Below are 15102 nucleotides of genomic sequence, written 5' to 3'. Positions count from 1 at the left end.
CGCCAGAGTGTAGACGCTGTGGTCATTCGTCTCCCGGCGCCAGCAACAGATTCGGCGCCAGGCGCTGATAGCCGTCCTGGGCCAGGCGCATGTCGAGCATCAGGCTGGCCAGATCGCCGGACAAGGCCTCGGCCTCGGCGTCGTTTTCCAGGTAGAACAGTTTCAGGTAGCTGTTGCAGCCCGGACAGATCTCGGCGCGCAGCGGCGCCTGATTGGCGGCATGGCGATCGTCGGCGAGGCTGAGGTATTCCAGGCCCTTGCTTTGCTCGCAGTACACGCACTTGACCCGCACCACATGCCACTCGCAGGCGCACAGGGAGCACACCAGGTATCGCAAGCCGTTGTGCTTGCCACGGTGGCGAATCACCCCGGCCATGGCCGGTGAACCGCAGGCCGGACATTGGCAGAGACTGTCGCCGGGGGTCAGTTGCAGATTGGGCGTGCCCAGCAGCCAATGGCTCCAGGCCGTTTGCAGTGCGGCGCCAAGAAACGGCACCAGGGCCGCCGGCACCAGCGAATACTGACCGCTGACCAGGGCCACCGCCCAACTGCGGCGTTGTCCGGTACTGGCCTGACGCAATGTCGCCAAGGCTTCAGCCACGGCGTTTTGCGACGGCTCAGGATGGCGCTGCAACAGCGCATCCAGGTAAGGCTGCCAGTCATCTTCGCGGGCCAGACTGTCAGCGGCGAACGGCGGCAAGCCGTGTTGCCGGCACAGTTCTATGCGCTGACGATCCAGTGGCTGGCTCTGCGGTGGATCGTCGAAGACCTGCTGTTGTACGCGACACAGCCCGGCGATCAAATGCAGGTAATCGGCCAGCGGATGGCCTTCGGCCAGACGCTCCAGGCGCTCCAGGCGCTCGGCGCGCAGGCTGAACAGGTTGTGCGGTGGCAGGTGCAGAAACGGCGGCGAACTGGCGGCCGCTTCGATTTCCCCAGGTTCCAGGATGCTTGGCAATGGTCAGCCCTTTTTGGTGATCGGCCGTTCGGCAGGCTCGTCACGAGTCACCTCGCGGTACCAGAGTTCGTGGTGCTTTTTCGCCCAGGCGCGGCTGACCCAGCCGTGCATCATCGCGCTGATCGAACCCTTGATCCAGATGCCGGCGTAGATGTGGATGATGATGCTCAGGATCAGCACAAACCCGGCAAGTGCATGCAACAGCATCGCCCAGCGAATCACGGTGATGCCAAAGTACGCACTGAAGTACGCCCGCCAGATCACCAGCCCGGTGAACAGCAGGCCGAGCATGCACAGCAGTAAAGTCCAGAACAGCATTTTCTGCCCGGCGTTGTACTTGCCCACCGGAGGTACGCTTTCCTCGTCGTTGACCAGCACGCGGTCGATGCGGCGCATCCACTTCCAGTCGTTGTCGATAAAGAAGTTGGCCCGCCAGAAGCGAAACACCAGGCCGAGGAACAGCAGGAACATCAACACGCCCATGAACGGGTGCAGGATGCGCGTCCAAGGCCCACCGCCGAACATGTTGCTCAGCCAGAACAGCGCCGGGTGAAACAACGCCAGCCCGGACAGCGCGGCCATGAAGAACAGAATCGCCACCAGCCAGTGATTGGTGCGCTGGTTGGCGGTGTAACGCAGGATCGTCTTGTTGCTCATGGCCGGTCCTCCCCGCGTGGATCGAAGGTGTGTACCGCAGGATCGACGACATGCACCGCGGTGTCCGGTGCATCGGGATGCTCATCCTCTTCGGTACGGTTCGGCCCGATGCGCACGTAATGGAAGAACCCGGCCAGCACCGCCGCCCCCATGGCCAGCAGGCCCAGCGGCTTGCTGATGCCTTTCCACAGGCCTACCAACGGGCTGATGGCCGGGTCTTGCGGCAGGTTGGCGTAGATTGTCGGTGTGTCGGCGTGGTGCAGCACGTACATCACATGGGTGCCGCCGACGCCGGCGGGGTCGTACAGGCCGGCGTTGTCAAAGCCACGGCTCTTGAGGTCGACGATGCGTTCGTCGGCATGCACCTTCATGTCGGCCTTGGAGCCGAACACGATGGCCCCGGTCGGGCAGGTTTTTACGCAGGCCGGCTCCAGCCCCACGGCCACACGGTCGGAACACAGGGTGCACTTGTAGGCCTTGTGATCCTTCTGCGAGATGCGCGGGATGTTGAACGGGCAACCGGTGATGCAATAACCGCAACCAATGCAGTGGTCCTGGTTGAAGTCGACAATGCCGTTGGCGTGCTTGATGATCGCCCCGGGGCTTGGGCACGCGGCCAGGCAACCGGGTTCGGCACAGTGCATGCAGCCGTCCTTGCGGATCAGCCACTCGAGGTTGCCGGCGTCGGTTTCGTGCTCGGTGAAGCGCATCAGGGTCCAGGTCTCTGCGCTGAGGTCCTGCGGGTTGTCGTAGGTGCCGTGGTTGTGCCCCACTTCGTCACGCAGCTCGTTCCATTCCGAGCACGCGACCTGGCAGGCCTTGCAACCGATGCACTTGGTGGTGTCGATCAGCTTGGCGACTTCCTCCAGCTGTCGCACCGAGGACGGCACAGTGGTGGTGGCCGAGCGAGCGATGATGTCTTGGCTGGCCATTCAGATTTTCTCCACGTTGACCAGGAATGACTTGGATTCCGGGGTCTGGGTGTTGCCATCACCGAGGAACGGCACCAGGGTGTTGGTCAGGTAGCCGTGGCGCGTGAGCCCGGTGAAGCCCCAGTGCAGCGGGATACCGATCTGGTGCACCACCTGATTGTTGACCTGCAGCGGACGAATCCGCTTGGTCACCACCGCCACCGCTTCAATGAAACCGCGCTTGCTGCTGACCCGCACCCGGTCACCGGCCGCTATGCCTTTTTCCTTGGCCAGCACTTCGCCGATTTCCACGAACTGCTCGGGTTGGGCAATCGCGTTGAGCTTGCAATGCTTGCTCCAGAAGTGGAAATGCTCGGTCAGCCGGTAACTGGTGGCGGCGTACGGATAGTCCTTGGCCACGCCGAGGGAATCCCACACCGAATCGAAGATCCGCGCTGCCGGGTTGCTGGTGGCTTTCTTGTTTTGCGGGTGCAGCGGGTTGATACCGATCGGCGTCTCGAACGGCTCGTAGTGCTCGGGGAACGGGCCTTCGTTCATCTTGTCGACGGCGAAGAAGCGCGCCACGCCTTCGGGGTTCATGATGAACGGGTTCATCCCCGCCTCCGGCGCGACGTCGGCCTTGTAGTCCGGCACATCGGTACCGGTCCAGGCCTTGCCGTTCCACCACACCAGGCGTTTTTTCGGATCCCACGGCTTGCCTTGCAGATCCGCCGAGGCACGGTTGTAGAGAATCCGCCGGTTGGCCGGCCAGGCCCAGGCCCAGCCCTGATGCTGGTGCATGCCATAGGGGTCACTGTTATCACGGCGAGCCATCTGGTTGCCGGTCTCGGTCCAGCTGCCGCAGAAGATCCAGCAACCGGACGCCGTACTGCCGTCGTCCTTGAGCTGGGCGAACGCCGCCAGTTGCGAATTGCCCTTGATCGCCGCGCCCGTGGCATCGGTGAAGTCGGTGGTGGCGTAGCCGTTGATTTCCTTGGCCAGTTCCTCCGGTGAAGGCTCGTCGGGAATCTTGTACGGCCAGGACAGTTTCAGAATCGGGTCGGGGTATTTGCCGCCCTCGGCCTGATAGCGTTGGCGCAGGCGCAGGAACAGTTCGCTCATGATGCGGATGTCGGTCTGCGCTTCGCCCGGGCCATCGGCGCCCTTCCAGTGCCATTGCAGCCAGCGGCTGCTGTTGACCAGCGAGCCGTCTTCCTCGGCAAAACAGGTGGTGGGCAGGCGAATCACTTCGGTCTGGATGTCGGCGCTTTTCACATCGTTGTACGGCCCGACATTGCGCCAGAACTCCGAGGTTTCGGTGCCCAGCGGGTCCATCACCACCAGCCACTTCAGTTTCGCCAGCGCCGCCATCACCCGGTTCTTGTCCGGCAAGGCCGCAATCGGGTTGAAGCCCTGGCACATGTAGCCGTTGACCTTGCCCTGGCCCATCAGGTCGAACACCTTGAGGATGTCGTAGTTGGGGATGTCCAATTTCGGCAGGTAGTCGTAGGCCCAGTTGTTTTCCAGGGTGGCGTTGGCGCCGTACCAGGCTTTCATCAGGCTGACGTGGAATTTGCCGTAGTTCTGCCAGTAGGACAGCTGCCCTGGTCGCAGCGGTTTTTGCGTGCGCTTGGTGATGTAGCCGTTGTAATCCTGCTCGGCATCCACCGGCAGCGTGAGGTAGCCCGGCAGCGAATTGGACAACAGGCCCAGGTCGGTCAGGCCCTGGATGTTGGAGTGCCCGCGCAGGGCATTGACGCCCCCGCCCGGCATGCCGACGTTGCCCAGCAACAGTTGCACCATCGCCGCGCTGCGGATGATCTGCGCACCGATCGAGTGCTGGGTCCAGCCCAATGCGTAGAGGATGGTCATGGTCTTGCCCGGTTGCGAGCAAGTGGCGATTTCCTCCCAGATCTTCTGCATCGCATCCACGGGCATGCCACAGATCTGGCTGGCCAGGTCGATGTTGTAGCGGCTGTAGTGCTGCTTCATCAGTTGATAGACGCAGCGTGGGTCCTGCAGGGTCGGGTCGACCTTGGCAAAGCCGTCTTCGCCCAGCTCGTAGCCCCAGCCGGATTTGTCGCTGTAGGTACGCTTGGCCGCGTCATAGCCGCTGAAGATGCCATCCTCGAAGCCATAGCCGGCTTTGACGATGAACGACACGTCGGTGTAGTTGCGCACGTATTCGTGCTGGATCTTGTCCTCGGTCAGCAGGTAATTGATCAGGCCGCCCATGAAGGCGATGTCAGTGCCGGTGCGGATCGGCGCGTAATAGTCGGCCACCGAGGCGGTCCGGGTAAAACGCGGGTCGACCACGATCAGGCGCGCCCTGTTGTGCGCCTTGGCTTCGGTCACCCACTTGAATCCGCAAGGGTGCGCTTCTGCAGAGTTGCCGCCCATCACCAGGACCAGGTTCGCGTTGGCGATATCGGTCCAGGTATTGGTCATGGCACCACGGCCGTACGTCGGGGCAAGACTTGCCACCGTCGGGCCGTGTCAGACACGTGCCTGGTTATCGAACCCCAGCATGCCGAGACTGCGCACCACTTTATGGGTGATGTAGCCTGCCTCGTTGGAGGCCGCCGACGCCGCGAGGAATCCGGTGGTCAGCCAGCGGTTCACCGTTTGCCCCTGGGCATTCTTCTCGATGAAGTTGGCGTCGCGGTCGGCCTTCATCAGATCGGCGACGCGGTCCAGCGCTTCGTCCCAGGAGATACGCGTCCATTCGCTACTGCCGGGTTTGCGCACCTGCGGGTATTGCAGGCGGCTCGGGCTGTGAATGAAGTCCAGCAGGCCGGCGCCTTTGGGGCACAGGGTGCCGCGGTTGACCGGGTGATCGGCGTCACCTTCGATGTGAATGATGTTTTGTGCGACGTTCTTCGCCGTATCGCCCTGGCTGTACATGATCACCCCGCAACCCACCGAGCAGTACGGGCAGGTGTTGCGGGTTTCAAGGGTGTGGGCGAGCTTGAAGTGACGCACCTGTTCGGCAAAGGCAAGCGTCGGGGCCATGCCCAACGCCCCCAGGCTTGAGCCTGCAAGGCCGATACCGGCGACCTTGAAGAATTGACGACGGCTGAGATCCATCGTGCACTCCTGATCAGGTGGAGATCCGCTGCTTTGGCGGATTTTTCGGACAATCACGGGCGCGGCAGACGGGCTGCCGACACTTGAAACTGTAGTCAACACCCAGGCGTCCGGTGTGAAAACCGACCGTCGGCCGTTTGTCGGTCAGTACACAATCCCTGTGGCAGCGAGCCTGCTCGCGATGGCGTCGGCACACTCACTTTCAGTTTTGCCTGCCCCGCCTCTTCGCGAGCAGGCTCACTGTCACAGGGGATGGTGGTGTCGCCTATCGGTGGGGCTTATCATGGCGGGCATGATTAACCCCGCCTTTTACGAGACCACGCATGACTTTCGATTTTGATCAGGTCTTCGACCGCCACGACACCGGCAGCACCAAGTGGAGCCGCTATCCGGCCGACGTCTTGCCGATGTGGGTCGCCGACATGGATTTTGCCGCGCCGCCGATGATCATCCAGGCCCTGCAAAAGCGTCTGGAACACCCCATGGTCGGCTACAGCGTGGCCCAGGACGACCTGCGCGAAGCCATAGTCGCCGACCTGTGGAACAAGTACGCCTGGCGTGTCGAACCCCAGGAGCTGATTTTCCTGCCGGGTGTCGAGTCCGGTTTCAATATGGCGCTCAAGGCGCTGGTGCAACCACAGCAGAACGTAGTGGTCCAGGTGCCTAACTACCCACCATTGCGCCATGCGCCGGGGCATTGGGGGCTGAACAAGGTTGAGCTCGGTTTCGACGAGCAGGCTGATGGCTCCTACAGCACGCCACTGGCGACCTTGAACGAATCGCTGCAAGGTGGCGGTGCGCTGCTGCTGAGCAACCCGCACAATCCGCTGGGCAAAGCCTTCCCACGGGAAGAACTGCAGGCCATTGCCGACATTTGCCTGGAACATGGCGCCTGGATCATTTCCGACGAGATCCACGCCGAACTGTGTTTCGACGGTCGCACCCACGTGCCGATGGCCACCCTGAGCCCGCAAGTCGCCCAGCGCACCATCACCCTGATGTCGGCGAGCAAGGCCTACAACATCGCCGGCCTGAAGACCTCGTTCATGATCATTCAGGACCGCCATGTACGTGAAAGAGTCAACCAGGCCCGCTGCGGCATGGTCGACAGCGTCAACCCGCTGGGCATGGAAGCCACCCGCATCGCCTACAGCGAAGCCGCGCCATGGCTCGCCGAGTTGAAGGTCTACCTGCAAGGCAATCGTGATTACCTGGTCGAGGCCGTGCGCACCCGCTTGCCCGGCATTCGCATGAACGTGCCGCAAAGCACCTACCTGGCATGGCTCGATTGCTCGGCGCTGGGCCTGGACAACCCTCAGCAGTTCTTCCTTGAACAGGCCAAAGTCGGCTTGAGCGCAGGCCTGGATTTCGGCGATGACGGCCAACAGTTCGTGCGCCTGAACTTCGGTTGCCCGCGGGCCTTGCTCGAAGAAGGCATCGCGCGCATGGAGCGCAGCCTGCGCAATCGCGTGGCCTGAGCCGCCCCAAGGTTTACCGCATTGAACCTGCCGGCACTTCACGCACTCCACTGCGAATAAGCCCACCCATCGGTGGGCCTTTCGATGTCTGGAGGTACTGATGCCCGCCCCCCCTCGCCTGCTCGCTGAACCCCTGATCAAGCTCCGCCCATGAGCTTCGTTGCCTGGCTGGCGGTGATGGGCGCGGTATTGCTGACATTGGCCCTCACTTCCTCCTACCTGCGCTGGCTGCCGGTCACGACCTCGGCGGTGTGTCTGGTGCTGGGCGTGGCCATCGGGCCGGCGGGGTTTGGCCTGTTGCGGCTGGATATCAAGGACGCGGCGTTCTGGATGGAGCACCTGACGGAAGTGGCGGTGCTGTTTTCCCTGTTTGTCTGCGGGCTCAAATTAAGGCTGCCGATGGGTGACCGCCGCTGGCGGGTGGCCTTTGCCCTCGCGGGGCCGGTGATGGTCCTGACGATTGCCGGTGTCACGCTGTTGTTGCACCTTGCGTTCGGGGTGGCCTGGGGTCCGGCGCTGCTGATCGGCGCGATCCTGGCACCGACCGATCCTGTGCTGGCCTCGCTGGTTCAGGTCAGCGATGCCCGGGACGCCGACCCGGTGCGATTCGGGCTGACCGGCGAGGCAGGCCTGAACGACGGGATCGCCTTTCCTTTTGTCATCCTGGGTTTACTGCTGATTCAACAGGGCACCGACTCCACGGCCTGGCTCGATGAGTGGGCCATCAAGCGCCTGCTGTGGGCCGTTCCCGTCGGGTTACTCACCGGCTACTGGATGGCGCGGGGCATTGGTCGACTGACGTTGATCATGCGTATCCGCAACGCTGACAGCACCTTCTCCCCCAATGATTACCTGGCCCTTGCCCTGATCGCCTTGGCCTACGTCGTGGCCGAGACGATCCACGGCTATGGGTTTCTTTCGGTGTTTGCCGCCGGGCTGGGCTTGCGCCAGGCGGAAGCACAAACCACAGGGCATGGCCATACCCCCGCCGAACAGCTGGTCCAGCCGGTGGTCGGCCACCAGCATGTCGACCCCGAAGCTGCTGTTCACGGCGATGTGGAGCACCTGGAAGACGCTCAGGTCGCCGCCGGCATCATGATGGGTGACATGTTGTCATTCGGCAGCCTGGTGGAACGGGCCATGGAAGTATTTCTGGTGACCTTGCTGGGGGTGGTACTGGTTGCACACTGGGACTGGCGGGCACTGCTGATCGCCTTCGGGCTGTTCGCGGTGATCCGCCCCCTGTGTGTCGCGGTGATGCCGTGGGGACGCTTGCTCGATGGCCGGCAGCGCCTGTTGGTGGGTTGGTTCGGCATCCGCGGAATCGGCAGCCTGTATTACCTGTTCTATGCCTTGAACCATAACCTGGCGCCCTCCGCGGCGACACTGTGCGCGGACATCACACTCTCGGTGGTGGCCCTGAGCATCCTGGTCCATGGCATCAGCACGCAACCGCTGCTGGCCCGTTACGAACGGCAAAAACGCCGGTTTACTTCATCGCCGTCGCGATGATGTCCACCAGATTGAGTTGGGTAAACGGCTTGGACAAGCGTGGCAGATGGGCGGAGAAGCCTTCCAGCCGCTCAGCGTAACCAGTCGCCAGAATGATCGGTACGTCGGGCCGGATCAGCCGCATCGCATGGGCCAGTTGCGCGCCGTTCATGTTCGGCATGGCCATGTCGGTGATGACCAGGTCGATGCACGGCTCGCGCTGGAAGGCCTCCAGCGCGCTCGCCCCGGAGGTGGCGCTGATGACCTTGTGCCCCAAGTCTTCGAGCAGCAGGCCAGTGCTGGTCAATACCAGGTTGTCGTCGTCCACCACCAGTACGCAAAGCCGCGGCACAGTGACCGTGTTCTGCTTCATGATCGGCACGGCTACCGCGCCAGCCGTGGCAACCGGCAACCATATTTCTGCGGTGGTGCCCCGGTTAATCTCGCTCTTGAGGGTAAATTGCCCACCCAATTGCTCGATAAAACCGTGGACCATCGACAAGCCCAGGCCTGTGCCCTTGCCCACGCCCTTGGTGGTGAAGAACGGGTCCATCGCCGAAGCCAGTGTTGCTTCGTCCATGCCCTCCCCGGTATCCGTGATGCTCAGGCAGACATAACGCCCCGCCGCCAATGAAGAACGATCGGTGTCAGTGACCACCTCAGTGTCTGCGCTAAAGAGGATCGTGCCGCCCTGGGGCATGGCATCGCGGGCATTGGTGGCCAGGTTCAGCACCGCCAACTCCAGCTGGTTGGCATCGGCCAACACCGCTTCCAGGCCCTCGGGAAAGCGCGTTTGTATTTTTACCGTAGGGCCCAACGAACTGCGCAACAACCCGGAAATACCTTCAATCAGCGCCGGGACCTGCACAGACTCCGACTTGAGTTCCTGACGCCGGGCAAAGGCCAGCATGCGCTGGGTCAGGGAGACTCCGCGCAGCGCGCCTTGGGTAGCGTTGTCGATCAGGCGGAGGATTTTCGGATCCTCCGACACGCGTTTACGGACGATTTCCAGGTTGCCGAGGATCACGGTCAGCAGGTTGTTGAAGTCGTGGGCGATGCCGCCACTGAGCTGACCGATGGCCTGCATTTTCTGCGCCTGGAACAGCGCTTCCCGGGTTTGCTCCAGTGCCTGCTGGGCCTGGGTCACGTCGGTGATGTCGCGGGTGATTTTCGCGAAACCGAGCAAGGTCCCGGTTTCGCCCCAGATCGGGTCAACGATCACATGGGCCAGAAACCGTGTGCCGTCCTTGCGCAGCCGCCAGCCCTTGTTTTCAAAACGCCCTTCGCGCACGGCCTTCTCAAGGGTTTTTGCCGGTTCGCCAGCCTCGCGGTCTTCCGGGGTGTAGAACATCGAAAAGTGTTGGCCGATGACTTCTTCGGGAAAATAGCCCTTGATGCGCTGGGCACCGGGGTTCCAGTTGGTCACGCAGCCTTCGGCCGAAAGCATGTAGATCGCATAGTCGGTCACGCTTTGCACCAGCAGGCGGAACTGCTGCTCGCTTTGCTTGAGGGTTTCCTCGGCCATCTTGCGGTCGGTCAGGTCGCGGGTGATCTTGGCGAACCCCAGCAAGGTGCCGGATGCATCGCGAATCGGATCGATCACCACATGGCACCAGAAATGCGTGCCGTCCTTGCGCACCCGCCATCCCTCGCCCTCGAAACGCCCTTCGCGAATCGCCGTGTCCAGCGCCCGTTGCGGCAAACCGGCGCGACGATCGTCTTCGGTATAGAAACGCGAGAAGTGCTGGCCGAGGATCTCCGTTTCTTCGTAGCCCTTGAAGCGCCTGGCACCGGAGTTCCAGCTGGTGATGATGCCGTCGGGATCAATCATGTAGATCGCATAGTCAATCACCGCATCGATCAGCAGCCGGAAACGGCTGTCATCGATGGCGCTGGTCTTGATTCGATCTTCGTTCATTGATCCCACCGCACGATTGTTTCTTTCGAGTATGAGACAAACCGTCAATTTGGAAAGTCCGAATGACCGCCTGCCGAAAACGCGCAAGGATATCAGTCTATTTCGTGGTCAATCAGCTGCGTATGCCAACGTTGGCGCAATCGACCACCAGCGCGGCAGCAACTGTTTGACCTTGCTTTCGCCGAAGCGGTCATCGATCAACATCACCACGCCTCGGTCCTCTTGGGTACGGATCACCCGGCCGGCGGCCTGCACGACTTTTTGTACACCGGGATACAGATAGGTGTAGTCGTAACCGGCGCCGAAAATCGCCGCCATGCGCGATTTCAGCTGCTCATTCACCGGATTGAGCTGCGCCAGCCCCAAAGTGGCAATGAACGCACCGATCAACCTTGCCCCGGGCAAGTCGATACCTTCACCAAAAGCGCCACCCAGAACGGCAAATCCTACGCCCTGTCCGTTCGCGCAAAACTGATCGAGAAACTGCTGGCGTTGTGCCTCGGCCATGCCCCGTGACTGCGACCACTGCTTGATGTGCGGGTGTTTCTCGGCCAACAACTGCGCCACTTGCTGCAGGTAATCGAAACTGCTGAAAAACGCCAGGTAGTTACCGGGACGCTCGCTGAACTGCCGGGCAATCAGGGCCACGATCGGTTCAAGGGACGCCTGGCGATGGACAAAACGCGTGGAAATGCGGCTGACAATGTGCACCTGCAGCTGTTCGGCATGAAACGGCGATTCGACGTCGATGCACACCGTATCTTCCGGGGTGCCCAGCAGATCGGCGTAATACCGCCGCGGGCTCAGGGTGGCGGAAAACAGCACGGTGCTGCGTGCAGCCTTGAGCCGTGGGCGGATAAATCCGGCAGGCACCACATTGCGCAGGCACAGCTGCGACAGCGGACGCTTGCGCTCGAGATCGCGCTTGCTGATGTCGAACAGGAACTGTTCATCGAACAGCTCGGCCACACGGCCAAATTGCAGCATGTCGAAGTAAAAGCCTTGTAACGCCGAATCCAGGCCCTGGGGATGATCATTGAGATAATCACCAATGCTCGCGTTAGCAGATGACAACGCCTGCAAGAGCTTTTCAGGCGGCCGGTCATACGCCTGATAGGCGGCGATTTGCGGGGTGTGCAAGGCATTCCACTCGCGGTTGACTCGCTGCAAGGCTTTTTTCAAGGGCTCGGGTGCGGTTTTGCGCACGGCGTTGAGCGTGGCCTGGTCGAGACTGGCGCTGTACATCTGCCGGCCACGCTCCACCAGGTTGTGGGCTTCATCGACCAGCACGGCGACTTTCCAGTTGTTGGCCTGGGCCAGGCCGAACAACAGGGCACTGAAGTCGAAGTAGTAGTTGTAATCGGCGACCACCACGTCGGCCCAGCGCGCCATTTCCTGGCTCAGGTAGTACGGGCAGACTTCGTGTGCCAAGGCGACCTCACGCAAGGTGCCCTGATTCAACAGGCTGAGCCGGCTGGCCGCCTGCCGGGCCGCAGGCAACCGATCGTAGAAACCTCGGGCCAGAGGACAGGACTCACCATGGCAGGCCTTGTCGAGATGCTCGCAGGCCTTGTCCCGGGCAATCATTTCCAGCACCCGCAACGGTGGCGCGGCCGGAGCGTCGAGCATCACTTGCGCGGCATCCAGGGCCAGCTTTCGCCCTGGGGTTTTCGCCGTGAGGAAGAACACCTTGTCCAGCTGCTGCGGTGCCAGGGCCTTGAGCATGGGAAACAGCGTGCCCAGGGTCTTGCCGATCCCCGTGGGCGCCTGTGCCATCAGGCAGCGGCCGGTGCTGACCGCCTTGAACACCGACTCGGCCAGATGGCGCTGGCCCGGCCTGAATCCGGCATGGGGAAACGCCATCTGCTGCGCCGCCCGGTTGCGCCCTTCGCGATGGGTCATTTCCTGCTCTGCCCAGTGCAGGAAAGCCAGGCAGTGCTGTTCGAAAAACGCCTGCAGGTCTGCGGCCGTGAACGCTTCGAGCAGACAGGTTTCCTTTTCGCTGACGATGTCGAAATACACCAGCGCCAGATTGATCTGCGCAAGGTCGAGCTTGCAGCACATCAACCAGCCGTAGATTTTCGCCTGGGCCCAATGCAACTGGCGATGGTTGACCGGCTGTTTGCTCAAGTCGCCACGATAGGTCTTCACTTCCTCCAGACAGTTTTGCGCTGGATCGTAGCCATCCGCCCTGCCCTTGACCGTCAAGCTGCGGAACTGCCCTTCAAGGGCGACCTCGCTTTGATAGCCCTCGCTGCGCCGCGACGCGACCGTACGGTGGCCGACGATGCCTTCGAGGGCCGTCGGCGATGGCGTGAAGCGCAGGTCCAGGTCACCGGTCTTGGCGGTGAACTCGCACAGCGCGCGCACCGCAATGCTGTAACTCAAGGGCCTGGCTCCGCCCATTGCACGTAGCACACGGCGACTGGCATCTGGTGTTGGTGACAGAACTCCAGCCAACGCAGCTGATTATCCTGCAGGCGATCCCCCGGCCCCTTCACCTCGATCATGCGGTAAGTCTTTTGCGCTGGCCAAAACTGGATCAGGTCCGGCATGCCGGCGCGGTTGGCCTTGATGTCCAGCAACAAACGATTGAACCAGTGCTTGAGGTGTTCGGCGGGCAAGCAGTCCAGTGCCTGTTCCAGCAAGTCGTCACTGAGCAGGTTCCAGAACACGAACGGCGATTGCACGTTCCACTTGCTGATGTAGCGCTCACGGATGGTCTGCCGGTAGCGCCCGTCGTCGAGCTCGGCCAGGCACGCCTGGAACAGATCGGCCCGGCGCCCGTGGAAGTCCTCGCTGTGCAAGTCCACCGGACCGCGCTGGAACGGATGGAAAAACGACCCCGGCAACGGCGCGAATATTGCCGGCCAGCAGAGCAACCCGAACAACGAGTTGATCAGGCCGTTCTCGACGTAGTGGACCGGCGCGAGGTCCTCGCTCAGGTGCGCCTGAACGTGAAACTCCACGGACAACCCCGGATCGACCCGAGGCAACTGCAAGTCCAGGCGCTGCACCGGTCGCGAACTGACGCGCTTCAACGGCGGCCCGCCGAGCTTGCGTCGCAGCCTTGGCACGATCCGCAGCAAATGCTGCTGTTCGGCGGCGCTTTGCGGCGCTTGTGCCGCGTGCTCGGCCAGTTCCAGGGCCAATGCATATTCGGCGCAGCGCTCGAGCACGCGAATCATCCGCGAGCGTGCGCCGGGATAGGCGCATTCGCGATAGAGAGCCAGCGCCGTGGAGAAATCGGCGATGCGCTCGCAGTGCTGGCCGATCTGGAACAGCAGCTTGCCACGGCGCCTCTGCAACCAGGGATTGTCGAGCGCCAGACCCTGGATCCGCGCGATCACGTCCTCCAGCGCCTCACCGGCCTCGAACTGTTGCTGGTACAGGTGCAGGCAGATGAAGGCATCGACATCTTCTCGGCTGCGCAAACCACGGGACTCGGCGCCGATCTCGACTTTCTCGTAGGTGTAGATGCCAAGGTCGGCGAGCACGAACTCGGACCAGTCCTGGTATAGGTTGCCGAAGAACATCAACCGCAGGCGATCGCACAGATCCATGATGGTCAGGCTGAACAGGCGCTCTTGCAGCCCGGGACACCATTGCCCGAGGCTCTTTGCCTCGGGGAACTGCTCGCTGAGTGCCGGCAGCCAGTCGGCCTTTTTGCCTTTGGGCTGGTCAATGCCCGCGGCAAAGTGCTGCAGGATCTCTGCTTTAAGCAGCACCTCGAACAACACCTGAAGCGACACCGGCTGCTGTTCGTCGATCCATCCCAGCTCCAGCAATGGTCCTGCAGCGCTGGCAATGTCACCGATCTCATCGTAATGCAGCTTGCTGGCCCGGAAATGAATGCCCTTGCGCATGACCATGCGCACCAGCAGCGCCCGCGACTCACGGGGCAACCCCTGGAACTCATGCAGGAAGCGCAGCTCATCGACGCTCAGCACATCGGCATAGCGTTGCTCAAGCCAATCAAGCACTTGCATGAAGTTATTGAGGTAATAGAACGGGTCGTCGAGCGGGTTAGCGGTCACAGGTCAAAGGGCCATGGCGAAACGAGTACTGGTTATGCGTACAGATAACAGCTACGCCCGTGCAGGTGCAAACGGAAAAGGATAAATGGTGGCAATTGCGATGTTTTTTTGTGCCTGCCATAGAACTTTCCCTCGATGCACAGAACCAACCGCGTTAGAGATGCAGTGAGATGATTGGCTGCGCGAACGAACGTGAGGTGAACATGAAGATCAAGACCCTGGGCTGGCCATTGGCGATGGCCGTTTTGTTGACCCTGGCCGGTTGCTCGACGCCAACGGTGGTGACCTTGCAAAACGGCACGCAGTACTTGACCAAGGACATGCCGAAAACCAAAACCAGTGACGGCTTTATCGAGTTCAGGGACATTTCCGGTGCCAAAGTGAAGGTTCGCGCGGACGAAGTGGCAACGATTCGCAAAGAAGACTGACGAGATTTCACGTTCCGGCGCCCTTCTCTTCCTCCTCGGTGTGGCAGGTTTCGAGCACTGCTTTACACTGCGTAGACCCCGTGCAACCGAAGGACTGTGCAGCAGATTGAGGGATAAAGTTGCGATACGGGTATTAC

10 protein-coding genes are annotated in these 15102 nt (G+C 61.6%); 3 read left to right on the top strand and 7 right to left on the bottom strand.

Features of this window, described 5'->3' with window-relative positions; all coding sequences use genetic code 11:
* Positions 1-22: 22 nt before the first annotated feature.
* Genes fdhE through fdnG form a run of 4 tightly spaced genes read right to left on the bottom strand, consistent with a single transcriptional unit; the run spans position 23 to position 5613 of the window.
* Positions 23-958: a formate dehydrogenase accessory protein FdhE gene (gene fdhE, locus EIY72_RS17250; protein WP_093220762.1), complete on the bottom strand. Its 936-nt coding sequence runs from the start codon at positions 956-958 to the stop codon at positions 23-25.
* Between the two features lie 3 nt (positions 959-961).
* Positions 962-1615: a formate dehydrogenase subunit gamma gene (locus tag EIY72_RS17245; RefSeq protein WP_093220759.1), complete on the bottom strand. Its 654-nt coding sequence runs from the start codon at positions 1613-1615 to the stop codon at positions 962-964.
* Positions 1612-2547 (bottom strand): formate dehydrogenase subunit beta, encoded by a 936-nt coding sequence (gene fdxH / locus EIY72_RS17240; protein WP_093220754.1) that lies wholly within the window; start codon positions 2545-2547, stop codon positions 1612-1614. The genes EIY72_RS17245 and fdxH overlap by 4 nt, the downstream gene beginning before the upstream one ends.
* Complete coding sequence (fdnG, locus tag EIY72_RS17235) at positions 2548-5613, bottom strand: formate dehydrogenase-N subunit alpha (RefSeq protein ID WP_151098665.1); 3066 nt, start codon at positions 5611-5613, stop codon at positions 2548-2550.
* 323 nt (positions 5614-5936) lie between these two features.
* On the opposite strand from fdnG, the gene EIY72_RS17225 reads away from it, so the two are divergent.
* Both EIY72_RS17225 and EIY72_RS17220 read left to right on the top strand, forming a co-directional pair.
* Positions 5937-7091, top strand: coding sequence for a MalY/PatB family protein (locus EIY72_RS17225; RefSeq protein WP_093220740.1), 1155 nt, complete (start codon positions 5937-5939; stop codon positions 7089-7091).
* Between the two features lie 150 nt (positions 7092-7241).
* A complete protein-coding gene (locus EIY72_RS17220) occupies positions 7242-8603 on the top strand; it encodes a cation:proton antiporter (protein WP_093220735.1) in 1362 nt (453 codons plus the stop codon).
* Here EIY72_RS17220 and EIY72_RS17215 read toward each other — a convergent pair.
* The 3 genes from EIY72_RS17215 to EIY72_RS17205 form a co-directional block, all read right to left on the bottom strand.
* Positions 8581-10500 (bottom strand): hybrid sensor histidine kinase/response regulator, encoded by a 1920-nt coding sequence (locus EIY72_RS17215; protein ID WP_093220731.1) that lies wholly within the window; start codon positions 10498-10500, stop codon positions 8581-8583. The genes EIY72_RS17220 and EIY72_RS17215 overlap by 23 nt on opposite strands.
* Positions 10501-10608: 108 nt before the next feature.
* The gene (locus EIY72_RS17210) at positions 10609-12888 is read right to left on the bottom strand and encodes an ATP-dependent DNA helicase (protein WP_093220725.1); all 2280 of its coding nucleotides are present in this window, start codon (positions 12886-12888) and stop codon (positions 10609-10611) included.
* Positions 12885-14537 (bottom strand): VRR-NUC domain-containing protein, encoded by a 1653-nt coding sequence (locus tag EIY72_RS17205; RefSeq protein ID WP_093220720.1) that lies wholly within the window; start codon positions 14535-14537, stop codon positions 12885-12887. Before EIY72_RS17205 ends, EIY72_RS17210 begins: the two co-directional genes overlap by 4 nt.
* A gap of 203 nt (positions 14538-14740) precedes the next feature.
* Here EIY72_RS17205 and EIY72_RS17200 point away from each other — a divergent pair, with 203 nt between their 5' ends.
* On the top strand, positions 14741-14965 hold the full coding sequence (locus EIY72_RS17200) for a YgdI/YgdR family lipoprotein (RefSeq protein ID WP_093230511.1): 225 nt from the start codon (positions 14741-14743) through the stop codon (positions 14963-14965).
* Positions 14966-15102: the final 137 nt, after the last annotated feature.

Origin of the sequence: Pseudomonas vancouverensis, assembly GCF_004348895.1 — a bacterium.
Classification (GTDB): Bacteria; Pseudomonadota; Gammaproteobacteria; order Pseudomonadales; family Pseudomonadaceae; genus Aquipseudomonas; species Aquipseudomonas vancouverensis.
The sequence above is the reverse complement of the archived record's forward strand: the minus strand, read 5'-3'. Positions and strand labels throughout refer to the sequence as shown.

Excerpts from the sequence above, each read along its gene's own strand:
- EIY72_RS17220 (WP_093220735.1), top strand. The coding sequence starts at position 7,242 with ATGAGCTTCGTTGCCTGGCTGGCGGTGATGGGCGCGGTATTGCTGACA.
- EIY72_RS17245 (WP_093220759.1), bottom strand. The coding sequence starts at position 1,615 with ATGAGCAACAAGACGATCCTGCGTTACACCGCCAACCAGCGCACCAAT.
- EIY72_RS17200 (WP_093230511.1), top strand. The coding sequence starts at position 14,741 with ATGAAGATCAAGACCCTGGGCTGGCCATTGGCGATGGCCGTTTTGTTG.
- fdxH (WP_093220754.1), bottom strand. The coding sequence starts at position 2,547 with ATGGCCAGCCAAGACATCATCGCTCGCTCGGCCACCACCACTGTGCCG.
- EIY72_RS17225 (WP_093220740.1), top strand. The coding sequence starts at position 5,937 with ATGACTTTCGATTTTGATCAGGTCTTCGACCGCCACGACACCGGCAGC.
- EIY72_RS17215 (WP_093220731.1), bottom strand. The coding sequence starts at position 10,500 with ATGAACGAAGATCGAATCAAGACCAGCGCCATCGATGACAGCCGTTTC.